This is a genomic window from Rhodococcus sp. S3 (genome assembly GCF_058211795.1).
Map to the genome: position 1 here is coordinate 15,783 of NZ_CM177074.1, position 23,547 is coordinate 39,329.

Genomic DNA, 23,547 nt, shown 5'->3' on the forward strand with positions numbered 1-23,547 from the left:
CGGAGCCGGGCGTGCGAGCCGAGTAGAAGAAGGAGCTCATGACCGACACCACGTTGCCTCCGGAGGGGCCGGGGCACGACCGCATCGAGCCCGTCGACATCCAGCAGGAGATGCAGAGCAGCTACATCGATTACGCGATGAGCGTGATCGTGGGCCGTGCTCTGCCCGACGTGCGTGACGGTCTCAAACCGGTGCACCGTCGCGTGCTCTACGCGATGTTCGACAACGGCTTCCGTCCCGACCGCGGGTACGTGAAGTCGGCGCGCGCGGTTGCCGAGACCATGGGCAACTACCACCCGCACGGCGACGCGTCGATCTACGACACGCTCGTGCGTCTGGCACAGCCGTGGTCGATGCGCTATCCGCTCGTCGACGGCCAGGGCAACTTCGGTTCCCGCGGCAACGACGGCGCCGCCGCCATGCGGTACACCGAGTGCCGGCTCACGCCGCTCGCGATGGAGATGCTGCGGGAGATCGACCACGAGACGGTCGATTTCCAGCCGAACTACGACGGCCGCACGCAGGAACCGACGGTTCTCCCCAGCCGTATCCCCAACCTGTTGATCAACGGTTCGGGCGGTATCGCGGTCGGTATGGCCACCAACATCCCGCCGCACAATCTCGGCGAGGTGGCGGAGGCCATCTACTGGGCGCTCGAGAACTTCGAGGCCGACGAGGAGACCACCCTCGCCGCCGTGATGGAGCGGATCAAGGGACCGGACTTCCCGACCGCCGGCCTGATCACCGGCTCGCAGGGCATCCACGATGCCTACACGACCGGTCGCGGATCGGTGAAGATGCGCGGCGTCGTGGAGATCGAAGAGGACTCCAAGGGCCGCACCAGCATCGTCATCACCGAGCTGCCCTACATGGTCAACCCGGACAACCTCATCACGTCGATCGCCGAGCAGGTCCGCGACGGCAAGATCGCGGGCATCTCCGACATCCACGACGAGTCGTCCGACCGCGTCGGCATGCGCATCGTCGTCACCGTCCGCCGCGACGCGGTGGCCAAGGTGGTTCTCAACAACCTCTACAAGCACACGCAGCTGCAGACGAGCTTCGGCTGCAACATGCTGTCGATCGTCGACGGGGTGCCGCGCACGCTGCGCCTCGACCAGATGATCCGGTTGTACGTCAACCACCAGATCGAGGTCATCGTCCGGCGTACGCGGTACCTGCTGCGCAAGGCCGAGGAACGCGCCCACATCCTGCGTGGCCTGGTCAAGGCCCTCGACGCGCTCGACGAGGTCATCGCGCTCATCCGCGCGTCGCAGACCGTCGACATCGCGCGTGCCGGCCTGATCGAGCTGCTCACGGTCGACGAGATCCAGGCCGACGCCATCCTGGCGATGCAGCTGCGTCGCCTCGCCGCCCTCGAGCGTCAGAAGATCGTCGACGACCTCGCCGAGATCGAGCGCGAGATCGAGGACTACAAGGACATCCTGGCCCGCCCCGAGCGGCAGCGTGCCATCGTCCGCGACGAGCTCAAGGAGATCGTCGACAAGTACGGCGACGAGCGTCGCACGCGGCTCGTCGCGGCCGACGGCGATGTCAACGACGAGGACCTCATCGCACGCGAGGACGTCGTCGTCACCATCACCGAGACCGGCTACGCCAAGCGCACGCGCACCGACCTGTACCGCTCGCAGAAGCGCGGTGGCAAGGGCGTCAAGGGTGCCGAGCTCAAGCAGGACGACATCGTCAAGCACTTCTTCGTGACGTCCACGCACGACTGGCTGCTGTTCTTCACCACCAAGGGCCGCGTCTACCGCGCGAAGGCGTACGAGCTGCCCGAAGCGAACCGCACGGCGCGTGGTCAGCACGTCGCGAACCTGCTGGCCTTCCAGCCCGACGAGCGCATCCAGGGCGTCATCCGACTCAAGACCTACGAGGATGCGCCGTACCTGGTGCTCGCGACCCGCAACGGCCTGGTCAAGAAGTCCCGCCTGTCGGACTTCGACTCCAACCGTTCGGGCGGCATCGTCGCGATCAACCTGCGCGGCGACGACGAGCTCGTCGGCGCGGTGCTGTGCTCCGCCGACGACGATCTGCTGCTCGTCTCGCACCAGGGCCAGTCGATCCGCTTCTCGGCCACCGACGAGGCGCTGCGTCCGATGGGCCGCGCGACCTCCGGCGTGCAGGGCATGCGGTTCAACGGTGAGGACAAGCTGCTCTCGCTCAACGTCGTCAAGGAGGGCACCTACCTGCTGGTCGCGACCTCGGGTGGTTACGCCAAGCGCACCCCGATGGAGGACTACCCGGTCCAAGGCCGCGGCGGTAAGGGTGTTCTGACCATCCAGTACGACCGCAAGCGTGGGAACCTGGTCGGAGCGCGCATCGTCGAGGACGACGACGAGTTGTACGCCATCACCTCGAGCGGCGGTGTCATCCGCACTGCGGCGAAGCAGGTGCGCAAGGCAGGCCGTCAGACCAAGGGCGTGCGGCTCATGAACCTGGCCGATGGCGATACATTGCTCGCGATCGCGCGCAACGCCGACGAGCCGGACGAAGCCGACGCAGCCGGAGCTAAGGAGTCGTAAGTGAGCACTCCCCAGGGACCGAACGGGGCCGATCGCGGGCAACCCGGTCGGAAGCCGGAGGACCGTACAGAGAACGAGGTGAAGCCCGAGAACAAGGGCACGCAGCAGGGCCCGGCCTCGGAGCAGAAACCGGCGCCGGAGAACCGGCCGTCGCAGGCGTCACCGGCCCAGCCTTCGCAGGCTCCTGGGGCACCGGCGGACCCGGCACCCGCGCAGGGTGCGGCCGACCGGCCGCCCGCAGCAGGGCAGAAGGCCGCCGAGCCGACGGCGAAAGCAGCGCAGGACACGCCTGTTCAGGGCGGCTCCCAGAAGTCCGGTGGTGCCTCGGCGGACGGCAAGAACGGGTCGGCTGCGGCCGATCAGCAAGCCACGGGTCAGCAGCGCACCACGCAGATGCCCCGCTCCGGCGGCCCGACCCCTCCCTGGCAGCGGGGAACGGCGTCGGCACAGTCGCAGTCGGGCGCTCCGCAGAACGCTCCGCAGACGAACGTTCCGGGTGTGGGTCCGGGTCTGTCCAAGCAGGCCGGCGCGCCTCAGCGTCCCGCTGCGGCCTCGGCCAAGGGTTCCGTGTCCGGAGGCCCGGCGCCGTCGACGCGTCCCGTCGTGACGGGTACAGCGGCTCCCAAGGCCGCCGGAGGGGCTCGCCCGGCCGGTGGCGCGGGCGATCGGGCTGCTGCGGCGAAGGCGAAGTCGGCGGTCATCGACGGCCCGACGCGGCACATCGAGCGCAAGGATCTCGCCAAGGACCTGCCGGATCTGTCCGCGGTGAAGCATCCGTCGGCCGGTTCGCCGAGCACGGGGGAGACCCCGCAGGTGAGTGCTCCTTCGACCACTGCGGTTCCCACGGCGATCCCCGCTACCGGACCGCTGCGGGCCACCGTGCAGATCCGCCGTATCGACCCCTGGTCGATGCTGAAGATCTCGTCGGTGATCTCGGTGTCGTTGTTCTTCGTGTGGATGATTGCCGTCGGCCTGCTCTACGGCGTGCTGGCCGGCATGGGGGTGTGGGAACGCCTCAACAGTGCGTTCACCGACATCGTCTCCGACGCCGGTAGCGGTGCGCTCGTCTCGGCCGGCCAGGTGTTCGGCTACGCGACGATCATCGGCATCGCCAACACGGTGTTGCTGACGGCTCTCGCGACCCTCGGTGCGTTCATCTACAACCTCTGCACCGATCTAGTGGGCGGCGTCCAGGCCACCCTCGCAGACCCCGATTGACCTGCAGGAACGCTGCCCCGCCGAGGCGATTTGTTTCCGGCGGCCCCGGTGGGGTAGTGTTCCATCTCGGTTCGAGGGCCTATAGCTCAGGCGGTTAGAGCGCTTCGCTGATAACGAAGAGGTCGGAGGTTCAAGTCCTCCTAGGCCCACTCCCGTGCCGGAAGGGTGATCGGAATGAAGGTTCTCGCACTCGTGGGAACCGGGATTCTGATCGTTCTCGGAATCGCTCGCATGCTTCGGAGCGAAGACGAATGGCACGCGGTTCCCAGTCGCTGACGCGGCGGACGGGGCCTTAGCTCAGTTGGTAGAGCGCTGCCTTTGCAAGGCAGATGTCAGGAGTTCGAATCTCCTAGGCTCCACAATCACATGAATACAGGTAAAGGGCGTTTCCGATATTTCGGAAGCGCCCTTTCTCTGTTGCTTCCCCGGCCCGTGTGCCCACATTCCACACTCGAAGGGTGACACCCCGCCTCTCTCCGCGACTCGCCGAGATCGTCGCCGCGCTGCCGCTGGAGCCGCACCTGCGGGTGCTGGAGATCGGGTGCGGTCCCGGTGCCGCAGCACGGGCCGTCGCCGAACGGTTGATCGCCGGACACATTCTCGCCATCGACCGTTCCCGCACGGCGATCGACCAACTGATCTCCTCGTCCGGCGACCTCATAGCGTCGGGGCGGTTGAGTGCGCGCTGCGTCACCATCGAGGACTTCGTCGTAGGGGAGGGGGAGGAGCCGTTCGACCTCGTCTTCGCGATCAGGGTCGGTGCACTCGACGGCCGGCATCCCGAAGCCGGCAGGATCGCTCTGGAGCGGATTGCAGCGGCGACACGGCCGGATGCGCGCCTGTTCGTCGACGGTGGTGCCCCCCTCCGGGAGCTTGGCATCCCGAGGTGATCGTGAACGGTCCCGAATCGACGGTCCGTTTCACGTGAAACATCAGGAGAGCGCGGTGGTGAGAACCCTACGGATCGAGGAGCGCACCTCGCCGAGTTCGCGGCCGGATTCGATCAGTTCCGTGCCCTTGTGCACGAGGGCGGTGACGAGTTCGGCGTCGAGTTCGGGATCCGCGACTCCTCGGGCGCGCAGCGCCTCGACGAGGGGGAGGACCAGGTCCTGGTGCATCGCGTGCATGCTCTCGTCGCTGAACGCCTGAGGTGTGAAGGTGGCGAGAGCACCGACGATCGCGTGTTCTCCTTCGGCGACCAGTTGCAGGTTGACGTCGATGTACGTCAGCACCCGCTCGGTCGGATCGGAGACCTTGTCCATCGCCTCGACCACGCGCTCGTTCCAGCGGGGGAACAGGTCGACGACGACTGCGTGCAGCAGGTCGTCGCGAGAATCGAAGTAGTTGTAGACGCTCGACCGTGCCAGACCGGCACGGCGGGCGACGTCGCCGAGGGAAGGTGCCTGTTCCGGCTTCTCGGCGAGGAGTTCGAGCGCTGCGTCGAGGAGGGCACGGCGCTGCGCGGCGCGATGCTCCGCGACCGTCGCTGCGGAAATCTTCGGCACCGCCGGCCCTCCTCGTTCAGCTGTCGATCACTCAGTCGTGTGGTCGAAGTCTTCCGTCGACCATCTCCAGCACGCGGCCGCAGTGCCGCAGGACTTCGTGGTCGTGGGTGACCATGATCGTAGCCACTCCGCTGGTGTGGGTTTCCCGTGCCAGCAGTTCGACGACCTCGTGGCTGCGTGTGCGATCGAGGGCCGCGGTGGGTTCGTCGACGAGCAACAGCGACGGTTCGGCCATCAGAGCACGTGCGATGCCGACCCGCTGACGCTCACCGCCCGAGAGCTGTCCCGGACGACGATCGGCGCGGTGCTCCATGCCCACCGAGGCGAGCAGTTCGGTGGGATTCCGCCCGTGCCGTCCGGTGATCTTCTCGACGAGGAGCAGCTGATCGCGCGCCGTGAGGGCGGGGAGGAGGTTGCCGGACTGGAACACGAAACCGATGCGTTCACGCCGCAGCTTCGTGGTGGCCTTCCGGTCGAGCTCGGTCAGGTCGATCCCGTCGACCTTCACGGTGCCGGAGGTGGGTCGGCTCAGGCCGCCCGCGACCGCCAGCAGGCTCGACTTGCCGGCGCCGGACGGGCCGACGATCGCGACGAGTTCGCCCGGCGCGACATCCAGGTCGACGTGGTCGAGGGCGTGGACCGTGCTGTCACCGTCGCCGAAGGACAGACAGACGTCGGCCAGGTCCAGACCCGTGGTGGTGACGGTCATCGATTCTCTCCCAGTGCTGCGAGCGGGTCGACGCGGACGATGCGGGTCACGGCGAGGGCGGCGCCGACGAGGCCGAGAACGACGAGCAGGACGGCGCCCTGCACGATCGGCCCGGTCTCGAGGACGAACGGCATGCCGCTGCCTTCGAGGCCCGATCCGAGACCGAGTCCGATGAGCACGCCGACGGCCACGGAGCCGACGAGCACGATCACGGCCTGCAGGAGCGAGTCGCGCAGGAGGAAGCCGGTGGAGGCACCCATCGCGCGGAGCACGGCGATCTCCCGGCTGCGCTGCACCGTCCAGATCGTGAAGAACGCTCCGACGACGAGGGCGGAGATCGCGTAGAGGAACGCGATGATCATCGACATCGTCATCATCTCGGCGCTGTAGCCGGGGGAGGCGTCGAACGATTCCTCGAGGGTCTTCGCGGCCGTACCGGCCTCGGCGTCGCCGGCGGCGAGGTCGGGCAGTGTTCCGCTGACGCCCTCGATCGCGACCACGCTGGCTTCGGTGTACGCGCTCGGGGGGACCTGTTCACCGAGACGGACGCCGGCATGGATCTCCTGCCAGGTGTTCAGGGGCAGGTAGGCGACGTCGACGTGTCCGAAGGTGCGCTTGTCGGAGGTGAAGCCGACGACGGTCAGCCGGGTGCCGAGACGATCGACGACGATGGTGTCGCCGAGTTCGACGCCGGTGTCGCGGGCGCTGTCGCTGAGGACGACGTCGGTGTCACCGCCGATCGGTGTCCCCTCGGCGACCGAGGGTTCGAGGAACGATCCCGGCCGGATACCGAAGAGGGTGAGGTCGACGGGGACCCCACTGTCGGTCTTCGCGTTGACGATGGCGTTGCCGAACAGTTCGGCCCGGGCGACGTCCGGGCGGGCACGCCAGGCGTCGGCCTGGTCCTCCGTGACCACGGATCGGGAGAACGCGGAGTCGGTCTTGGTCCCCTCGGCGAAGGCGAACGCCTGGACCGGTGTGCGCTGCAGGGCGGAGACACCGTCGACGACGAGACCGGACGACAGTCCGGACAGGATGACCATGAGGATCGATATGAGCGCGACGACCGCGCCCATCAACAGGAAGCGGGTACGCGCGAACCACAGTTCGCGCAGGGCAAGAAACATGCGGAGTCCTTCGTGGGCTGGACCGGACAGGTACCCCCGATCTTCTCGACGGCACGTCGATATCTTACCGACATGCTGTCGGCATCTTTACGTGACGGTTACTACATTAGGTAGTAATTGCAGGTGGCAGAAGTATTCTGACCCCATGGCCGTCGACGTGGAGACCGTGAGGCGCATGCGCGCGGTCTTCGTGGGCGCAATCTCGGTCACCCTGAGCATCGCCGCGCACGCTGTCGCGGGCGGTGCCGTGCCGCATCAGGACGTGCTGGTGTTCCTCGCCGGTCTCGCCGTCGCCTCCGGGATGCTCGCCGCGGAGACCCGTCTGCCGGTGCCGCTGCTCCTCGTCCTCGCTCAGGTGACAGGGCACCTCGTGCTCGGGCTGCACGACGGCCATCTGCACACCCCGACAGCCGGGATGCTCGTCGCCCACGTCGCCGCGGTCGCCGTGGCGGCTCTGCTCCTGCGCGGCGCCGAGAAGGGCTGCGAGGTGGCGCTCGCGGCCTTGCACGGGATGGTCCCCGAGCTGTTCCGCGCGCTGCCCGTGGCCGTCGCGGAACCCACCCGCATCGCCCACCGGCCCCGTGTGGGTCCGGGGATCCTGCTCGTCGGCGGGGTGGGAAGTCGCGGGCCACCCGCAGTTCTCCGCTAGGTCCCTCATTCGGTCGTCTCTCGACGACCGTTCGTTCGGCGTGCCCGTATGCCGCCACCGATCCACGGAGAATCATGAAGAAGACCCTGCTCTGCACCGCGAGCGTCGCCGTCGCCACCGCACTGTTCGCAACCGCCTGCGGATCCGAGACCACCACGACCTCGGCGGATGCCGTCGTCGTCGCCGATGCCTGGGTGAAGGCCTCCGACACCGGGATGACCGGAGCCTTCGCCGAGATCGAGAACACCGGAAGCGGCGACGTGCACATCGTGGGCGCGTCCAGCCCCTCGTCCGCCTCCACCGAACTTCACGAGATGGTGTCCGCGGAGGGCACCTCGATGGTCATGCAGGAGATGGGCGACGGGCTCGTCGTTCCTGCCGGGACCACCCACACCCTCGCTCCCGGCGGTGATCACCTCATGCTCATGGACCTCGCCGAACCTCTGAGGCCCGGCAGCACGGTGAGCTTCACGCTCGAGTTCGCGGACGGTTCCACCGAAGAGTTCACCGCCCAGGTCCGCGACTTCGCCGGTGCCCAGGAGGAATACGTGCCGGCCGACGGAGCGGCGCACGATGGCTAGGTTCACCCGACGCGCGTTGCTCGGGGGCGGTGTCGCCGCGCTGGGTGCCGCGGGACTCGGCGCGGTCGGAGGTGGGACGGCGGTCGCGTCCCGCATCCCCGAACCGATCGGCGCGCGGACCGTGGAGATCCACGGCACCCATCAGGCCGGTATCGACACCCCCGCGCAGTCGTTCGCGTCGTTCGTGGCACTGGACCTCGCCGAGGGTGTCGATCGTGACGGGCTCGTCGGGATCATGCGGGTGTGGGCCGAGGACGCCCGGCGGCTCACCACCGGGACACCGGCGTTGGGTGACACCGAACCCGAACTCGCCGTCGACCCGGCCCGGCTGACGGTCACCGTCGGCTACGGTCCCGCGGTCTTCGACGCCGCGGGCCTGACCGACCGGCGACCCGCGTGGCTGAAGCCGCTGCCGGCCTTCCCGATCGACCGGCTCGAGGAACGATGGTCGAGCGGCGACCTGCTGTTGCAGGTCTGCGCCGACGACCCGGTGACCGTCTCGCACGCGGTCCGCACACTCACCAAGAGCGTGCGATCGGTGGCGACGGTCCGTTGGATCCAGCGCGGATTCCGGCGTGCGGCCGGCACGCGACCCGACGGGACGACGATGCGCAACCTCATGGGGCAGGTCGACGGCACCGTCAATCCCGCGCCGCACAGCCCGGACTTCGACCGGCAGGTGTGGAATCCGGGCGACCCGCCGTGGATGGCCGGCGGCACCTCGCTCGTGCTGCGCCGGATCCGCATGGAACTCGACACCTGGGACGAGCTGGACCGTCCGGCTCGCGAGCTCGCAGTCGGCCGGCGACTGTCGAACGGTGCTCCCCTGACGGGTTCGGAGGAACACGACGACGCCGATTTCGAGGCGACCGACCGGTTCGGCATCCCGGTGATCCCACCGGAATCGCACGTCGCGCGGGCACGTCCCCGCACCGGCGACGAGCAGTTCCTGCGACGGGGGTACAACTACGACGACCAGGACGGCGCCGGACTGTTGTTCGCCGCCTACCAGGTGGACGTGGAGCGTCAGTTCGTCCCGGTGCAGCAGCGCCTCGCCGAACACGACGCGCTGAATCCGTGGATCACCCCGATCGGGTCGGCCGTCTTCCTCCTCCCGCCGGGTTTCGGGCCCGACGGCTATCCCGGCGACGTCCTGCTGGGCGTCTGAGACAAGTCCGCGACGGATGTGGAATCGAGGTCTAGCCTCGATTGTGTGACCGAGATTACACAGATACGTCAAGGCTTCGCGTCGCTGCGGGAAGGCGGTCTGAACTGGGACGCCTTCCCGCTGCGTCTGTTCGCGAAGGGCAACGCAGCACATTGGGACCCGATGGACATCGACTTCTCCCACGACGCCGACGACTGGTCCTCGCTCAACTCCGAGCAGCGCCGCAGTTCGACCTATCTGGTCGCGTTGTTCGTCGCCGGCGAGGAGGCCGTCACGCAGGACATCCTCCCGTTCCTCCGCGCGATGGAGGTGGAAGGGCGGCTGGGCGACGAGATGTACCTGACGCAGTTCTGTTACGAGGAGGCCAAGCACGTCCAGGTGTTCCGTCGCTGGATGGATACCGTGGGACTGACGTCCGACCTGCATCCCTTCGTCGCCGAGAATCCCTACTACCGGAAGCTGTTCTACGAGGAACTACCGCACAGCCTGCGCATCCTCGAGAGCGATCCGTCGCCGGCCAACCAGGTCCGCGCGAGCGTCACCTACAACCACGTCATCGAGGGCAGCCTCGCGCTGACGGGGTACTACGCGTGGCAGAAGGTGTGCACGAAGTTCGGGATCCTGCCGGGCATGCAGGAGATCATCCGGCGCATCGGCTCCGACGAGCGACGGCACATGGCCTGGGGCACGTTCACCTGCAGACGGCATGTGGCAGCGGACGATTCGAACTGGAACGTCGTGCTGCAGCGGATGGAGGAACTGCTTCCCCTCGCGACCGGCATGATCCAGTGGCAGAACGAGCAGTTCGACGAACAGCCCTACGGTCTCGACAACGACGAGTTCATCTCCTACGCGGCGGACCGGGCCCAGAGGCGGCTCGGCGCAATCGAATCCGCGCGCGGACGTCCGCTCGAGGAGATCGACCTCGATTACGCTCCCGCGGTGCTCGAGGAACGTTTCGGCGACGAGGACGCGGCCGCGCTCGCCGCGGTACCCACTCCCGATCGTGCCCCCGCGGAGCGAGCGGGGCAGTAGTCAGAGCAGCACGCCGACGACGAGCGCGATCAACACGAGAACGGCGACGACCCCGACGACCACCGTTCTCGTGTTGCCGCCGCTGCTGCTCTCTTCCTCGGTGTCGGCGGTGAGAACGGGAACGGGCGCGGACTCCTCCGCGGCGCCGCGCACGTCCGCGACGCCCTCGGCCTCGACACGCCGCTCCTCGAGTTCCCGCAGTCGCGCGAGACCACCGGTGAGAACGTCGGTTTCGTCGTAGGAGGGTGGTAGTCCGATCCGGGTCTTGTTGGTCTCCCGTGCCGGGGTGAACCCGGCCGCGAGGATTGCCGCGCCGAGCGCCGCGGTCTGCTCCGGGCCCGGCCCGACGAGGCTGCGCACCGTGAGCTTCGTGGCGAGGCTGTTCGCGATCTCCTGGATGTGGGTGCGGTCGCGGGCGACGAGACCGTCGCCCATGACGACGACGGCCTCGAGATTGTCCGGCATCCAGCCGAACGATCCGAGGGCCGTGGCGAGTTGGGCCGCCGGGGACGGAGCGCCCTGAGCGGGGGTGCGGTAGGCCTTGCCGGCGGGCACGCCCGAACGTACGAGGGTGACGGTCGAGCCGCCGTCGTCGAGATGGAAGACCCCCACGAGCTGTCCTGGGGTCTCGGATATCTCGGAGGCGTACCAGGCGGCGGCCGCCTGCGCGTCGGACACGAGGTCGACGTGGCGCAGATCCGCGTAGTCCAGGGCCGCGCGCAATGTCGCGATGGTGTGCGGATCCCAATGCGACGGGTAGGTCGCGGCGTAGCCGGGATCGCTGTCCCGATCCATGCCGCCGAAGGTCGGCAGCGGATGGCACTCCCGCAGCAGGCAGTGGATGGCGGTGGCCATCGCGTCCTCGGCGCGGTACATGCGACCGTCGCTCGCGGTGATGCCCGAGGCGTCGCCGACCCGCGTGAGGAAGCCCGCGATCGTGCGCGCTTCGTCCCCGTGCGCCACGCTGCCGAGCGACGTGTTGCCGTCGTGGTCGACGTGCAGGACGGAGTCGCGGGCGAGGACGACAGGGTCGGGAGTGCCGGGTTCGTTGGATGCGATGACCGCCGTGGACACGACTCGCCCGATCCGGAGGCCGACACCGATTGCCATGTCTTCCCTTCCTCGAGAGGCTGCTCGTCCGGTCTTGCTACCGAGGACCCGACTCGCTCCGGGTGCGCCGGACAAATGCACCGCTTCGGGCGCGAAGAACGATTGTGGCAGACAGGAAGGGAAGTGCCGATCTTACTTTCCGGTAAGTACGTGTTACAGTCCGTACCGCCGTGACGAGGAACACACGGCTCCGGTGGATCCAGGTGGAGGAACAACATGGTGGGGCGTGCTCGGAAGTGGATGGCCGCGGCGGTGACGTCGACGGTCCTCGTGGGCGGGCTTCTCGGAACCGCGACGACAGCGGGAGCCGAAACGGACTTCTATCTCCCGCCCGAACCGCTGCCGACGGGTGCCCCCGGCGACGTCCTGCGCACGGCACCGTCCGATCTGGCGCTGCGCGCTCCGGTCGCCGACGGCGTCTTCCCCGGTCAGGGCACCAAACTGCTGTATCGCAGCAACGACGCCAAGGGCGCGCCCAACGCGGTGAGCGGCACCTACATCGAGCCGTCGACGCCGTGGAACGGTCCCGGCGACCGTCCGCTCGTCGCGCTGGCCGTCGGCACCCACGGTCAGGGTGACCAGTGCGCACCGTCCCGCAATCTCGGGGCGCTCGTGAACTACAACCCGCCCCTCGACTTCTTCACCGAATACGAGGTGCTGTCGATCAACGCGCTGCTGCTGCGCGGCATCGCCGTGGTCGTCACCGACTACGACGGTCTCGGTACGCCGGGGCACCACACCTACGTGAATCGCGCCGCCGAGGCCCACGCGGTGCTCGACTCGGTGCGTGCGGCACTGAAGCTCGAGAACGCGTCGGTGACGGAGAACAGCCCGGTCGGCCTGTTCGGTTACTCGCAGGGCGGCGGCGCGTCGGGCGCTGCGGCAGAGCTCGCTCCCGAGTACGCCCCCGAACTGAACCTCGTCGGTGCCTACGTGGGTGCTCCGCCCGCCGACCTGGTGGCCACGCTGAAGCAGAGCGACGGCACGCTGCTCACCGGTGCCATCGGGTACACGATCAACGGCCTGGCCGACGCCTACCCGGAGATCCGCGACGAGATCGACGCCGAGGTCAGCGATCGCGGCCGCGAGATGCTCGCTGCCGTGGCGAACCAGTGCGTCCCGGAGACGGTCGCGAACTTCGCGTTCCAGCGCACCGGCGACTACACCCGCACGGGTGAGCCCCTCGACGTGGTGCTCGACCGCCTGCCGCAGGTCCAGAAGATCCTCGCGGAGCAGCGCATCGGCAACCGCACGCCGGCCGTGCCCGTCCTGCTCCAGCACGGCACACAGGACGACACCGTCCCCTACGGTCAGGGCCGTCAGCTGGCGCTGGACTGGTGCGACAAGGGCGCGACCGTGCAGTTCCTGCCCAACACGACGCCGCCGATCCTGCCCGGTTTCATCATCAACCACGCGGTGCCGATGATCGGCGGGCTGCCCGAGTCCGTCGCGTACATCGAAGCGCGACTGCGCGGTGAGCCCGCACCGTCGAACTGCGGAGCCTTCTGACGCTCCTTCGAATCCGCAGCCGATCCGGCCCGCACTCCCTTCCGGGGGTGCGGGCCGGATCCGTGTGCAGGGACTACACCGAGTGTCGGGTGTCGATGATCCGGCGCGCGACATTCGTCTCGGTCGACGGGCCCGGTTCCCAGCGGGAGATCCACGGGCCGGTGCCCTCGCTCGGATCGAGCACGCCGCGCTCGAGCCACTCGTATCTGCCCTCGAGAACGCCGGCCGCGGTGCGCCGGTCCTCGGCGTCGGTGTTCGTCCACAGGGCGTCGAACAATTTCTCCACGCGCAGCCGCGACTGCTTGCAGAAGGCGTCGGCCAGTTCGAAGGCTGCGTCGGCTCCCGGATGCCCGTCCACGCGTTGCCGTTCGGCGCGCACGCACACGGCGGTCGCGGCGAACAGTTCGCCTCCGATGTCGACGATCCGGCCGAGGAAGTTCTCCCGCTTCTCGAGTCCGGCCTGCCAGCGGGCCATCCCGTAGAAGGTCGAGCGGGCGAGCTTGCGCGAGCTGCGCTCGATGTACCTCAGATGCGGTGCCAGGGAAGCGAATTCGTTGTAGGTCCGCGGTAGTTGCCCCTTGCCGGCGACGAGCTTCGGGAGCCACCGGGCGTAGAACCTGCTCGCCCGCACCGCGGCCTGCGCCTTCTCCTTACCGGTCGAATCGGGGTCGGCAAGTTCGCCGGCCGCACGCAGGTGGGCGTCGACCGCCTCGCGGGCGACGAGCAGACGCATGATCTCGCTCGACCCCTCGAAGATCCGGTTGATCCGCAGGTCGCGGACGAGTTGCTCTGCGGGAACTGCCCGTTCGCCGCGCGCCGCGAGCGACTCGGCGGTCTCGTATCCGCGCCCGCCGCGGATCTGCACCAGCTCGTCGGCGATGAGGCATCCCATCTCGCTCGCCCACAACTTCGCCAGCGCCGCCTCGATGCGGATGTCGTTGCGCTGCTCGTCGTTCATCTGACCCGACAGTTCCACGACGGACTCGAGTGCGTAGGTGGTCGCGGCGATGAACGAGATCTTCGCGGCGACGGCCTCGTGCTCACCGACCGGCTTGCCCCACTGCACCCGCTCCGACGACCATTCGCGAGCGATCTTCAACGCCCACTTCCCGGCACCCGAACACATCGCGGGGATGGCGAGGCGACCGGCGTTGAGCGTCGTCAACGCGATCTTCAGCCCGTCGCCCTCACGCCCGATCAGGTTCTCCTTCGGAACCCGCACCTTGTGCAGCCGGGTCACGCCGTTCTCGATGCCGCGCAGACCCATGAAGGAGTTCCGGCGCTCGACGGTGATGCCGGGCGAATCCGCTTCCACGACGAAAGCGGAGATCCCGCCGCGATGGCCCTCGCTCTTCGGTATGCGGGCCATGACGACGAGCAGTTCGGCCACCACCCCGTTGGTCGTCCACAGCTTGACGCCCTCGAGTTCGTAGGCGCTGCCGTCCTCGACCGGAGTGGCGGTGGACGCGAGTCGCGCGGGGTCGGACCCGACGTCGGGTTCGGTGAGCAGGAAGGCCGAGATGGCGCCGCGTGCGCATCGCGGCAGGAAGCGTTGCTTCTGCTCGGGGGTGCCGGCGAGCTTCAACGGTTCCGGCACACCGATCGACTGATGGGCCGACAACAGCGCCCCGATGCTGGGGTGCACGCAGGCGACAACCGTCAGGGCCCGGTTGTAGGCGACCTGCGACAGGCCGAGGCCGCCGTACTCCTGCGGGATCTTCATGCCGAAACAGCCGAGCTCGGCCAGCTCACGGACGTATTCGTCGGGTATCCGCGCGTCGCGTTCGATGCGGCCGCCGTCCATCGAACTGCACGCCGCGCGCAAGCGCGCGAGGAACTCCTCGGTGCGGGAATCCTCGTCGGGTGTCGGTCGCGGGAAGGGGTGGACGAGGTCGAGGGTGAGCCGTCCGAGGAACAGTTCCTTCGCGAAGGACGGCTTGTTCCACTCGGATTCGCGGGCCTGCTCCGCTACTTCGCGAGCCTGCCGCTCGGTGACCTGTGGGGTTCGGACATCGGCGCTGTCTGCCATGACTGCCTCCGGGTCGCGTGCCTACTGGTGAGTATGCACCCGGATGTGTCGCTTATCACAGCTTCGGCCATGTCGATCATGAAGCGGCCGGGATGTGAAGGAGATCACTGACGCGGAGGTTGTCGGGGACGTGTCGGTACTCCCGGACACGCCTACGCTCGAATCGTCACCGACGACGTGCCCCGCCCGTCACTCGCCGATCCCTACGACGGATCGGAACGGAGGTGGCCATGGAATTCCTGGCCCTCGTCCCCGTCCTGCTCACCTTCCTCGGCGCGCTCTACCTCGCGGCGCGCCTCATCGTCGACCACGAGATCCGATCCGCGGAACGAGAATTCGGCACCGCGACCGGCGATCAGGCCTCCGAGGTGTCGGTGGACTCGGGGGAGACCGGCGTCGACGCGGCCTCGCCGGTCGTCGTCGCGGCAGATTCTGCCGGCCGCACACGCGGCGGTTCCGGAGCGATCGGAGGGTGAGCCGGACGGCGTCGCCGGTAGAACACGACCCCGCCTGCAGCCACGACGGCAACCGCGCCGGCGACGACGAGACCGACCCGCCTGCCCGTGCGCTCCGGCCGCGAGGACGACTTCGTGGCACACCGCTCGGCCGCGGCCCGCCGGGCCACCGAGAGCAGTCCGCCCGCGACGTCCAGACCCTTGCGCGCTGCGAACAGTCCGGCCGCACTCGAGCCCTGCGCGAGCGCTACCGCACCCTCGCCGGCCACGCGGAGAGCACCCGCGAGATTGCCGGATTCGTCGTGGCGTCGCACGAATGCCGGAAGCCACACGTCGTCGGTCTCGGCATGAATCAGCTTGCTCATGCGTCCACTCTTCCACACCACCCGGGACCTGCGGTCGTGACCGGAGGAGCGTGTCCCGCGCCGCCTGCCCTGCCCGGGAAGCGGGCAATGGCACCATGGTGGGGTGACTTCACCGCATCAGACAGCAACGGCCACGCTTCACACGAACCGCGGCGACATCGCGATTGCCCTCTTCGGCAACCACGCGCCGAAGACGGTCGAGAACTTCGTCGGCCTCGCTCAGGGCACCAAGGAGTACAAGACCCAGAACGCCAAGGGCGAGACCAGCGGTCCGTTCTACGACGGCGCGGTCTTCCATCGCGTCATCGACGGCTTCATGATCCAGGGTGGCGACCCCACCGGCACCGGCCGTGGCGGTCCGGGCTACCAGTTCGGCGACGAGTTCCACCCCGAGCTGCAGTTCGACCGCGGCTACCTGCTCGCGATGGCGAACGCCGGTCCGGGCACCAACGGCTCGCAGTTCTTCATCACCGTCGGCCCGACCCCGCACCTCAACCGTCGCCACACCATCTTCGGTGAGGTCGTCGACGCCGAGTCGAAGAAGGTCGTCGACGCGATCGCGACCACCGCCACCGACCGCGCCGATCGCCCGGTCGACGACGTCGTGATCAACAGCATCACCATCTCCTGAGAGAGTTCCCATGACGAACCCCGGCTGGGGCTCCGCGGCCGAGGGTGGTGGCCCGCAGCCTCAGCCGCGGTGCGTTCGCCATCCCGACCGCCCGACCCTGCTCGCCTGCTCCCGCTGCGGCCGGCCCGCGTGCCCCGAGTGCCTGCGCCCCGCCTCGGTCGGACAGCACTGCGTCGACTGTGTCGCCGCGGCCGAACGGTCGACACCGCAGGCCCGCACTATCGCGGGCGCACCCGTCCGCTCCGATCGGCCCTCGCCGATCGTGACGTACGTGCTCATCGCGTTGAACGTGCTCGTCTTCGGCATCACCGCCGCGCAGTCGGGCAGCGTGATGACCAACGAGCAGGGCTCGGCGTTGTTCCTCGACTGGGCGCTGTGGCCGCCCATCATCGCCGCGCACGGCGAGTACATCCGGATCCTCGGCAGTGGCTTCCTGCACTTCGGTCTGGTCCACCTGGCCGTCAACATGTTCGCACTGTGGGTGATCGGCCGCGACACCGAACTCGTGCTCGGGCGCGCCCGGTACCTCTCGGTCTACCTCGTGTCGATCCTCGGCGGGTCCGCCGCGGTCATGTTCATGGAGACCGGAGCGGTCACCGCCGGTGCGTCGGGAGCGGTCTTCGGTCTGCTCGGCGCACAGGCCGTCATCCTGCTGCGCCTGCGTCGCAGCCCGGCACCCGTGCTGACCATCGTCGGCCTCAACGTGATCATCAGCATCACCATCCCGGGCATCTCCCTGTGGGGTCACCTGGGTGGTCTCGTCGCCGGTGCCGCCGCGACCGCGGCCCTGCTCTACGCCCCGCAGTATCTCGGTGCCGGCACCGACCGGGACCGCATCGTGCGCACCGGCTGGATCGCGCTGGTCGCGATCGTGGTGGTGACGCTGCTTGCGATCGTGTTCGCCGTGGTGCGGCTACGCGATCAGCTGGGCGTCTGATCGGGCGCGAGATCGCGCACCGCCAGCGCGGCGTGCACGTTCCTCGGGTCGGTGCCCAGATCCCACCGGCCGAAGATCATCAGGTTCTCCGTGCCGGTCGCGGGGTCGATCGTGTCGACCTCGAGCATCGGCACGCGCCGCCCGAAGCGCGGGTACTCGACGATCCGCACGCGGTGCAACGCCGCGCGCGGGAACTCGCGACGACCCGTCAGCCGCATCGTCGCGATCCCTGCCCCGTCCGGTAGCACCTCGAGGCGCGGCCGCTGCCGCAATGCGAGCGCGACCGTCACGAGGACGAGCAGCGCCGCGAACCCCACCAGCACGCGACCGGCCGCGTCGGGAACCGCGACGGCGGCCGTCACGGCGAGGGCGATACCGGCGACCGACAACGCCGCGATCGCGGCGGGCGGTGTCGCCCACCGCGGCGGTGTGTCGTCGGGCATCTGCGTCCTCTTCCGATCCGTTCCCCGGGGACCTGCCGCGGGGTTGTGCACAGTGTTATCCCCAGGTGGGGATGAATAACATCGGTGTAACCCGAACGTGGGTGGGGTCAGCGCCAGTTCATCGTCATGATCAGACCGACCACCATGAACCCGAACCCGATCAGGAAGTTCCAGGCGCCGAGATCGTTCATCCACGTGATCTGCTCGGCCGCGAGGTAGTAGACGATCAGCCACAGCAGCCCGATGACCATCAGGGCGAGCATCACCGTCACGTACAACGTGCTCGACGGCGTGCCCTTGACCTTCACCGGTGTGCGGCTCACCGTCCGGGTCGCGGAGACGTCCTTCTTGCGAACCTTCGACTTGGGCATGGTGTCCTCGTTCTCACGTCTCCACCCGTCGCTTACGGATGGAGTGGTCGGTCAACTACCTGTTGAGATCACGCTAACGTAAGGCCAGGATCGGAGGTACGACGTGTCGGAACGACGACTGCGCGCGCCCGTGTGGGGTGTCGCGACCCTCGTCGTGTGCCTCGTGGCCGGTCTGCTCGTGGGCACCACCCGCGGAGTGTCCGAGGGTGACGAACTGCGCGCCGGCGACTCCCCGCGACTGTCCGATCTCGTTCGTGCCGCGCAGGAGAAGGCCGACGAACTGGCCGCCAGCCGCGACGATCTCACCGCCCGCATCGACGAACTCCAGGACCGTGCCGCGGTGAACGACGAGGACGTCGCCGCAGTGCTCGACGACCTGTCCGCGATCGAGGACCCGGCCGGACTCGTGGCCCGGAGCGGGCCGGGCGTGACGGTCACCCTCACCGACGCGCCCCGCGACGCCAACGGGCGCTATCCGTCCGGTGCCTCACCCGATGATCTCGTCGTGCACCAGCAGGACGTGCAGAGCGTGCTCAACGCGATGTGGGCCGGCGGTGCCGAGGCCGTGGCCATGCAGGACCAGCGGATCGTCGCGACGTCGGCACCGCGTTGCATCGGCAACACGCTGCTGCTGCACGGACGCACCTACTCACCGCCCTACGTCGTCACCGCACTCGGCGACCCGGCACGCTTGCAGGCCGCGCTCGACGCCGAACCCGGTATCCGCATCTACAAGCAGTACGCGGCCCGTTATCAACTCGGATACACGCAGCAGGCGTCGGAGGATCTGTCGGTCCCCGCCTACACCGGTAGTTCGTCCGCGCGTTGAGACGTGCCGGGGTCCATTGCCCGAATCGGACACCGGGCGGGTCGCCCTCTACCGAGCACCGGGCGGGTCGCCCTCTACCGAGCACCGGGCGGGTCGCCCTCTACCGACCACTGAGTACCCTCGTCTCATGCGTATTCTCGTCGTCGACAACTACGACAGCTTCGTCTTCAACCTGGTCCAGTATCTGGGTCAGCTCGGAACGACGGCCGACGTGTGGCGCAACGACGACGAGCGGCTCACCGCACCGGGTGCTCTCGCCCGGGTCGCGAAGGACTACGACGGCATCCTCCTCAGTCCCGGACCGGGCACGCCCGAACGCGCCGGGGCGAGCATCGACCTGGTCAAGGCATGTGCCGACAGCAGCACTCCGCTGCTCGGTGTGTGCCTGGGCCATCAGTCCATCGGTGTCGCGTTCGGCGCGACCGTCGACCGCGCCCCCGAACTGCTGCACGGCAAGACCAGCCTGGTCCGTCACAACGGTGCCGGTGTGCTCGCGGGCCTGCCCGACCCGTTCACCGCGACCCGCTACCACTCGCTGACCGTGCTGCCCGAGACCATGCCCGCCGAACTCGAGCCCACCGGCCACACGGAGACCGGCATCGTCATGGCCCTGCGCCACGCGGAGCTGCCGATCCACGGTGTGCAGTTCCATCCCGAGTCGGTGCTCACCCAGGGCGGTCACCGGATGCTCGCGAACTGGCTTGCGGCCTGCGGCGAGGCGCCGGACGAGACGCTCGTCGCGCGCCTCGAGGCGCAGATGGCCCGCGCGCTCGACGGCGGAGCCGCCTGACCCACACCCCGTATCCGACGAGAAAGGCGCCGGTCCCTTCGAGGACCGGCGCCTTTCGTCGTTGATGGCTCGCTCAGCGGATGCCGAGCACACCGACGCCCACGGTGATGGGCTGGTTCTTCGAGATCTCCGAACCCGGCGGCTGGGCCTGCGTGATCACGGTGCCGACGAGATCGACGTCGAGCGTCGCCTCACGCGTCTGCTGGAGCTGGGAGGCGTTGCCCGTCCAGCCGGCGCCGCGCAGGGCGGCGAGCGCATCGGAGACCGACCGGTTGGTGATGACGGGCATCTCGATGCGGTCGCCGTTGGACACCCGCACGGTCACCGTCGAACCCTGTTCGGTGGAGGCGCCACCGGCCGGGCTCGTCGACACGACGGTGCCTTCGGTCTCGCTGGAGTCGATGTTCTCGACGACGACCTCGAAACCGGCGCCCTCGATGTTGTCGCTCGCCACCTCGACGGTCTGGCCCACCACGTTGGGGACGCGTACCAGTTCGGGGCCGGAACCCAGCTTGATGGTGATCGCGCTGTCGCGGTCGACGCTCGCCCCCGCGCCGGGGGTCTGGTCGACGACGAGATCCTCGTCGTCGGCGGCCGAAGGCTGGCGACCGACATTCGGATCGAGCCGGAGTCCGACGGCGGACAGCTCCTGGGCTGCGCGTTCCTGCGTCATGCCTTCGAGCCGCGGGATCTGCACCTGTTCCGGTCCGCTCGACACCTCGAGGGTGACGGTCGAACCTTCCTCGGCCTGGCTGCCGGGTACCGGCCGGGTGTTGATGACGTTGCCGTTCGCGACGACGGGGTCGCTCTTCTGCTGGATCGAGACCCGGAAGCCCGCGTTCTGCAGCTGGCTCTCGGCGATCTCGGCGGAGAGATTGCGGACGTCGGGCACCGCGACCTGGGCAGCCGTCGAACCGGGTCCGAGCGACCACAGGAAGACGCCGACGATACCGACCACGGCGACCGCGGCGATGCCGAGCAGCACCTTCTTGAGCACCGAGCCGCTTCCGGAATCGTCTGCGGGTGCCCCGGCCGAGCCGACGGGCGCGACGCGGCTGTGCCGGCCCGTGTTGTTGTCGACGGAGTCGATCAGCGTCGTGCGGTCCTCGTCGGTCATCACCATCGGCGCGCTCGGACGCTGTCCGCTCAGCACGCGGATCAGGTCGCTGCGCATCTCCGCGGCCGACTGGTAGCGGTTCGCGGGGTTCTTCGCCATCGCCTTGAGGATCACCGAGTCGAGCTCGGGCGGCACCGACGAGTTCACCGACGACGGCAGCGGCGGATCCTCCCGCACGTGCTGGTAGGCCACCGCGACGGGCGAGTCACCCTTGAACGGAGGCTCGCCGGTGAGGATCTCGAACAGGACGCAACCCACCGAGTACACGTCCGACCGGGCGTCGACCTGTTCGCCGCGCGCCTGCTCCGGGGAGAGGTACTGCGCGGTGCCGATCACCGCGGCGGTCTGCGTCATGGGGCTCGCGGCATCGGAGATGGCCCGGGCGATGCCGAAGTCCATGACCTTCACCGCGCCGGCCTTGTTGATCATGACGTTGGCCGGCTTCACGTCGCGGTGCACGATCATGTTGCGGTGGCTGAAGTCCAGGGCCGCGCACACGTCGGCGATGATCTCCATCGCCCGCTTGGGGGTCATCGGCCCGTCGGCGCGCACGATGTCGCGCAGCGTGTCGCCCTCGACGTACTCCATGACGATGTACGGGAGCGGCCCGGCTTCGGTCTCGGCCTCACCGGTGTCGTAGACGGCGACGATCGCCGGATGGTTCAGCGCAGCGGCGTTCTGCGCCTCGCGCCGGAAGCGCAGGTAGAACGTGGGGTCGCGTGCGAGGTCGGCACGCAACACCTTGATGGCCACATCCCGGCCGAGCCGCAGATCCCGCGCGAGGTGCACCTCGGACATACCGCCGAAGCCGAGGATCTCACCCAGCTCGTAGCGGGAGGAGAGCTTGCGGGGTGTGGTCATGACGTTCCTTGATTGTTCGTACCGTTGCTGGTTTCGGATGAATTGTCGTCCCCTCCACCGGCGGCCTCGGGGTCGGTCTCGTTGTCGCCGTCACCCTCCGCGCCGCCTGTGCCGCCATCGCCGCCACCGGTGTCCTCCGCTGTGGTGGTGGTCGCTGCCGTCGTCGTGGTCGGGGCCGTCGTCGTGGTGGGCTGCTGCGTCGTGGTCGGCTCGGTCGTCGGTTCCGGCGTGGTCGTCGTCGGCTCCGGCGTCGTCGTGGTCGGAGGGGGAGTGAAGGTCTCCGGCTCGACGGGCGGCGGCAGCGGCACGAACGTCGTCGTGGTCTGCGGCGGACGCGTCGTCGTGGTGGTCGCGCGGGTCGTGGTGAGCTGCGTCGTCGGCGAGGGAGCGCGCGGGGTCTCCTCGTCGTCGCTGCTGAACAGCACGATTCCGAGGGTCACGAGGGCGAGCACCACTGCCGCACCTGCAGCCCAGGCCAGCGCGGTGGGGCTCGGCGACCGTCGTCCGTCGTCGTCGGCGGGCACTCCCGCGGTCGGCGGGCCTGCCACCGGCGGCCGGCCGGCCGTGGGCGGCTGGGCCGAGCGGGGAACCGACGAATAGGCCGTCTGGTCGTACTGCGTCGGGTGCAGGGCACGGGTCGAGGACGTGTGGGCCGTGGTCCCGGGAACGCCGGGCGGAAGCACCCGGTTGGCGCTGGTCACCGGCGGCACGTTGCCGGGCGGGGGCACGGGTCGTCCGGACCTCACCGCAGCGACGGCGTTGGCGAACTCGCCGCCGTTCGAATAGCGGTAGGCGGGGTCCTTCGACATCGCGATCTCGATGAGTTCGCGCACCTCGGGCGGAAGATCCGTCGGCAGCGGTGCCGGGGTCTCCTGGACGTGCTTCATCGCGACCGTCACGACGCTGTCGCCGAGGAAGGGGCGGCGTCCCGACAGCACCTCGTAGCCGACGACGGCCAGCGAGTACACGTCGCTCGCGGACGTCGCCTCCTGGCCGAGTGCCTGCTCGGGAGCGATGTACTGCGCGGTGCCCATCACCATGCCGGTGCGGGTGACCGGGGAGGCGTCGACCGCCTTCGCGATACCGAAGTCGGTGATCTTCACCTGGCCTGTCGGGGTGATGAGGATGTTGCCCGGCTTGACGTCGCGGTGCACCACGCCGGCGTTGTGGGCGGCCTGCAGGGCGCGTCCGGTCTGCTCGAGCATGTCGAGCGCGTGCGGTAGCGACAGGCGTCCGAGCCGCGACAGGACGGCGTTGAGCGGTTCGCCGTGCACGAGTTCCATCACCAGATAGGCGATGGACTGGCCCTCGGCGTCGGTGGTCTCGCCGTAGTCGAACACCCCGGCGATGCCGGGATGGTTGAGCTGGGCGGTGGTGCGGGCCTCGAAGCGGAACCGGGCGAGGAAATCCTCGTCGCCGGACAACTCGGCCTTGAGGACCTTCACCGCGACCCGCCGGTCGAGCCGGGTGTCGAGTCCTTCCCACACCTGACCCATTCCGCCGGTCGCGATGAGTCGCTGGAGACGGTAACGGTCGGCGATCATGGCGCCGCTGCTCAGAGCCAT

The 23,547-nt window shown here is 68.7% G+C and carries 22 protein-coding genes and 2 tRNA genes; 14 read left to right on the forward strand and 10 right to left on the reverse strand.

Annotation, left to right across the window (positions count from 1 at the left end; all coding sequences use genetic code 11):
- The first annotated feature begins 38 nt into the window (after nt 1-38).
- The 5 genes from gyrA to AC0LPE_RS00085 all read left to right on the forward strand — a co-directional run bounded on the left by gyrA (nt 39) and on the right by AC0LPE_RS00085 (nt 4,651).
- Entirely contained in the window at nt 39-2,543 is a 2,505-nt protein-coding gene (gene gyrA, locus AC0LPE_RS00065) for a DNA gyrase subunit A (protein WP_490605375.1), read from the forward strand.
- On the forward strand, nt 2,544-3,761 hold the full coding sequence (locus AC0LPE_RS00070; RefSeq protein WP_490605376.1) for a DUF3566 domain-containing protein: 1,218 nt from the start codon (nt 2,544-2,546) through the stop codon (nt 3,759-3,761).
- 75 nt (nt 3,762-3,836) lie between these two features.
- Nucleotides 3,837-3,910 (forward strand) — tRNA-Ile (locus tag AC0LPE_RS00075).
- A gap of 137 nt (nt 3,911-4,047) precedes the next feature.
- Nucleotides 4,048-4,120: transfer RNA gene (locus AC0LPE_RS00080), tRNA-Ala, on the forward strand.
- Between the two features lie 99 nt (nt 4,121-4,219).
- A complete protein-coding gene (locus tag AC0LPE_RS00085) occupies nt 4,220-4,651 on the forward strand; it encodes an SAM-dependent methyltransferase (protein WP_490605377.1) in 432 nt (143 codons plus the stop codon).
- A 42-nt stretch (nt 4,652-4,693) separates the two neighbouring features.
- Here the strand turns inward: AC0LPE_RS00085 and AC0LPE_RS00090 are convergent, their stop codons facing one another.
- Genes AC0LPE_RS00090 through AC0LPE_RS00100 form a run of 3 tightly spaced genes read right to left on the reverse strand, consistent with a single transcriptional unit; the run spans nt 4,694 to nt 7,102 of the window.
- On the reverse strand, nt 4,694-5,266 hold the full coding sequence (locus AC0LPE_RS00090; RefSeq protein WP_159417103.1) for a TetR/AcrR family transcriptional regulator: 573 nt from the start codon (nt 5,264-5,266) through the stop codon (nt 4,694-4,696).
- Between the two features lie 31 nt (nt 5,267-5,297).
- Nucleotides 5,298-5,975 (reverse strand): ABC transporter ATP-binding protein, encoded by a 678-nt coding sequence (locus tag AC0LPE_RS00095; RefSeq protein ID WP_490605378.1) that lies wholly within the window; start codon nt 5,973-5,975, stop codon nt 5,298-5,300.
- Nucleotides 5,972-7,102, reverse strand: a complete 1,131-nt coding sequence (locus AC0LPE_RS00100) for an ABC transporter permease (protein WP_490605379.1) — start codon at nt 7,100-7,102, stop codon at nt 5,972-5,974. Before AC0LPE_RS00100 ends, AC0LPE_RS00095 begins: the two co-directional genes overlap by 4 nt.
- A 145-nt stretch (nt 7,103-7,247) precedes the next feature.
- Here AC0LPE_RS00100 and AC0LPE_RS00105 point away from each other — a divergent pair, with 145 nt between their 5' ends.
- The 4 genes from AC0LPE_RS00105 to AC0LPE_RS00120 all read left to right on the forward strand — a co-directional run bounded on the left by AC0LPE_RS00105 (nt 7,248) and on the right by AC0LPE_RS00120 (nt 10,535).
- Nucleotides 7,248-7,751, forward strand: a complete 504-nt coding sequence (locus AC0LPE_RS00105; RefSeq protein WP_490605380.1) for a hypothetical protein — start codon at nt 7,248-7,250, stop codon at nt 7,749-7,751.
- A 74-nt stretch (nt 7,752-7,825) separates the two neighbouring features.
- The gene (locus AC0LPE_RS00110; RefSeq protein ID WP_160877065.1) at nt 7,826-8,332 is read left to right on the forward strand and encodes a copper chaperone PCu(A)C domain-containing protein; all 507 of its coding nucleotides are present in this window, start codon (nt 7,826-7,828) and stop codon (nt 8,330-8,332) included.
- Nucleotides 8,325-9,500, forward strand: coding sequence for a Dyp-type peroxidase (locus AC0LPE_RS00115; protein WP_490605381.1), 1,176 nt, complete (start codon nt 8,325-8,327; stop codon nt 9,498-9,500). The genes AC0LPE_RS00110 and AC0LPE_RS00115 overlap by 8 nt, the downstream gene beginning before the upstream one ends.
- 45 nt (nt 9,501-9,545) lie before the next feature.
- Nucleotides 9,546-10,535 (forward strand): R2-like ligand-binding oxidase, encoded by a 990-nt coding sequence (locus AC0LPE_RS00120; RefSeq protein WP_120280958.1) that lies wholly within the window; start codon nt 9,546-9,548, stop codon nt 10,533-10,535.
- On the opposite strand, the gene AC0LPE_RS00125 is transcribed toward AC0LPE_RS00120, so the two are convergent.
- Nucleotides 10,536-11,645, reverse strand: coding sequence for a DUF7159 family protein (locus AC0LPE_RS00125; RefSeq protein ID WP_120280959.1), 1,110 nt, complete (start codon nt 11,643-11,645; stop codon nt 10,536-10,538).
- A 216-nt stretch (nt 11,646-11,861) separates the two neighbouring features.
- On the opposite strand from AC0LPE_RS00125, the gene AC0LPE_RS00130 reads away from it, so the two are divergent.
- On the forward strand, nt 11,862-13,154 hold the full coding sequence (locus tag AC0LPE_RS00130) for a lipase family protein (protein ID WP_490605382.1): 1,293 nt from the start codon (nt 11,862-11,864) through the stop codon (nt 13,152-13,154).
- Nucleotides 13,155-13,227: 73 nt separating this feature from the next.
- Here the strand turns inward: AC0LPE_RS00130 and AC0LPE_RS00135 are convergent, their stop codons facing one another.
- Together AC0LPE_RS00135 and AC0LPE_RS00140 are read right to left on the reverse strand one after the other, a co-directional pair.
- Entirely contained in the window at nt 13,228-15,183 is a 1,956-nt protein-coding gene (locus tag AC0LPE_RS00135) for an acyl-CoA dehydrogenase family protein (RefSeq protein ID WP_490605383.1), read from the reverse strand.
- Between the two features lie 355 nt (nt 15,184-15,538).
- Nucleotides 15,539-16,003, reverse strand: a complete 465-nt coding sequence (locus tag AC0LPE_RS00140) for a hypothetical protein (RefSeq protein ID WP_230824200.1) — start codon at nt 16,001-16,003, stop codon at nt 15,539-15,541.
- A gap of 103 nt (nt 16,004-16,106) precedes the next feature.
- On the opposite strand from AC0LPE_RS00140, the gene AC0LPE_RS00145 reads away from it, so the two are divergent.
- Nucleotides 16,107-16,634: a peptidylprolyl isomerase gene (locus tag AC0LPE_RS00145; protein ID WP_016691095.1), complete on the forward strand. Its 528-nt coding sequence runs from the start codon at nt 16,107-16,109 to the stop codon at nt 16,632-16,634.
- 10 nt (nt 16,635-16,644) lie between these two features.
- Nucleotides 16,645-17,571, forward strand: coding sequence for a rhomboid family intramembrane serine protease (locus AC0LPE_RS00150; RefSeq protein ID WP_160877057.1), 927 nt, complete (start codon nt 16,645-16,647; stop codon nt 17,569-17,571).
- On the opposite strand, the gene AC0LPE_RS00155 is transcribed toward AC0LPE_RS00150, so the two are convergent.
- Both AC0LPE_RS00155 and crgA read right to left on the reverse strand, forming a co-directional pair.
- Complete coding sequence (locus AC0LPE_RS00155) at nt 17,556-18,014, reverse strand: PH domain-containing protein (RefSeq protein ID WP_160877055.1); 459 nt, start codon at nt 18,012-18,014, stop codon at nt 17,556-17,558. The two genes, AC0LPE_RS00150 and AC0LPE_RS00155, sit on opposite strands and share 16 nt — an antisense overlap.
- A 107-nt stretch (nt 18,015-18,121) precedes the next feature.
- On the reverse strand, nt 18,122-18,385 hold the full coding sequence (gene crgA, locus AC0LPE_RS00160) for a cell division protein CrgA (RefSeq protein ID WP_006550938.1): 264 nt from the start codon (nt 18,383-18,385) through the stop codon (nt 18,122-18,124).
- 103 nt (nt 18,386-18,488) lie between these two features.
- Here crgA and AC0LPE_RS00165 point away from each other — a divergent pair, with 103 nt between their 5' ends.
- Nucleotides 18,489-19,214 carry a DUF881 domain-containing protein gene (locus AC0LPE_RS00165; protein WP_160877053.1) on the forward strand — a complete coding sequence of 242 codons (726 nt, stop codon included), beginning with the start codon at nt 18,489-18,491 and terminating at the stop codon, nt 19,212-19,214.
- A gap of 127 nt (nt 19,215-19,341) precedes the next feature.
- Nucleotides 19,342-20,004 carry an aminodeoxychorismate/anthranilate synthase component II gene (locus tag AC0LPE_RS00170; protein WP_088896890.1) on the forward strand — a complete coding sequence of 221 codons (663 nt, stop codon included), beginning with the start codon at nt 19,342-19,344 and terminating at the stop codon, nt 20,002-20,004.
- A 73-nt stretch (nt 20,005-20,077) separates the two neighbouring features.
- Here AC0LPE_RS00170 and pknB read toward each other — a convergent pair whose 3' ends face one another.
- Together pknB and AC0LPE_RS00180 are read right to left on the reverse strand one after the other, a co-directional pair.
- Nucleotides 20,078-21,982: a Stk1 family PASTA domain-containing Ser/Thr kinase gene (gene pknB / locus AC0LPE_RS00175; protein WP_160877051.1), complete on the reverse strand. Its 1,905-nt coding sequence runs from the start codon at nt 21,980-21,982 to the stop codon at nt 20,078-20,080.
- Nucleotides 21,979-23,547: a serine/threonine-protein kinase gene (locus tag AC0LPE_RS00180; RefSeq protein ID WP_088896888.1), complete on the reverse strand. Its 1,569-nt coding sequence runs from the start codon at nt 23,545-23,547 to the stop codon at nt 21,979-21,981. Before AC0LPE_RS00180 ends, pknB begins: the two co-directional genes overlap by 4 nt.

Coding starts and splice junctions, on each gene's coding strand:
- AC0LPE_RS00135 (WP_490605383.1), bottom strand. CDS start 15,183: ATGGCAGACAGCGCCGATGTCCGAACCCCACAGGTCACCGAGCGGCAG.
- AC0LPE_RS00115 (WP_490605381.1), top strand. CDS start 8,325: ATGGCTAGGTTCACCCGACGCGCGTTGCTCGGGGGCGGTGTCGCCGCG.
- AC0LPE_RS00125 (WP_120280959.1), bottom strand. CDS start 11,645: ATGGCAATCGGTGTCGGCCTCCGGATCGGGCGAGTCGTGTCCACGGCG.
- crgA (WP_006550938.1), bottom strand. CDS start 18,385: ATGCCCAAGTCGAAGGTTCGCAAGAAGGACGTCTCCGCGACCCGGACG.
- AC0LPE_RS00155 (WP_160877055.1), bottom strand. CDS start 18,014: ATGCCCGACGACACACCGCCGCGGTGGGCGACACCGCCCGCCGCGATC.
- AC0LPE_RS00140 (WP_230824200.1), bottom strand. CDS start 16,003: ATGAGCAAGCTGATTCATGCCGAGACCGACGACGTGTGGCTTCCGGCA.
- AC0LPE_RS00100 (WP_490605379.1), bottom strand. CDS start 7,102: ATGTTTCTTGCCCTGCGCGAACTGTGGTTCGCGCGTACCCGCTTCCTG.
- AC0LPE_RS00180 (WP_088896888.1), bottom strand. CDS start 23,547: ATGGCTCTGAGCAGCGGCGCCATGATCGCCGACCGTTACCGTCTCCAG.
- pknB (WP_160877051.1), bottom strand. CDS start 21,982: ATGACCACACCCCGCAAGCTCTCCTCCCGCTACGAGCTGGGTGAGATC.
- AC0LPE_RS00130 (WP_490605382.1), top strand. CDS start 11,862: ATGGTGGGGCGTGCTCGGAAGTGGATGGCCGCGGCGGTGACGTCGACG.
- AC0LPE_RS00110 (WP_160877065.1), top strand. CDS start 7,826: ATGAAGAAGACCCTGCTCTGCACCGCGAGCGTCGCCGTCGCCACCGCA.
- AC0LPE_RS00095 (WP_490605378.1), bottom strand. CDS start 5,975: ATGACCGTCACCACCACGGGTCTGGACCTGGCCGACGTCTGTCTGTCC.
- AC0LPE_RS00105 (WP_490605380.1), top strand. CDS start 7,248: ATGGCCGTCGACGTGGAGACCGTGAGGCGCATGCGCGCGGTCTTCGTG.
- AC0LPE_RS00150 (WP_160877057.1), top strand. CDS start 16,645: ATGACGAACCCCGGCTGGGGCTCCGCGGCCGAGGGTGGTGGCCCGCAG.
- gyrA (WP_490605375.1), top strand. CDS start 39: ATGACCGACACCACGTTGCCTCCGGAGGGGCCGGGGCACGACCGCATC.
- AC0LPE_RS00170 (WP_088896890.1), top strand. CDS start 19,342: ATGCGTATTCTCGTCGTCGACAACTACGACAGCTTCGTCTTCAACCTG.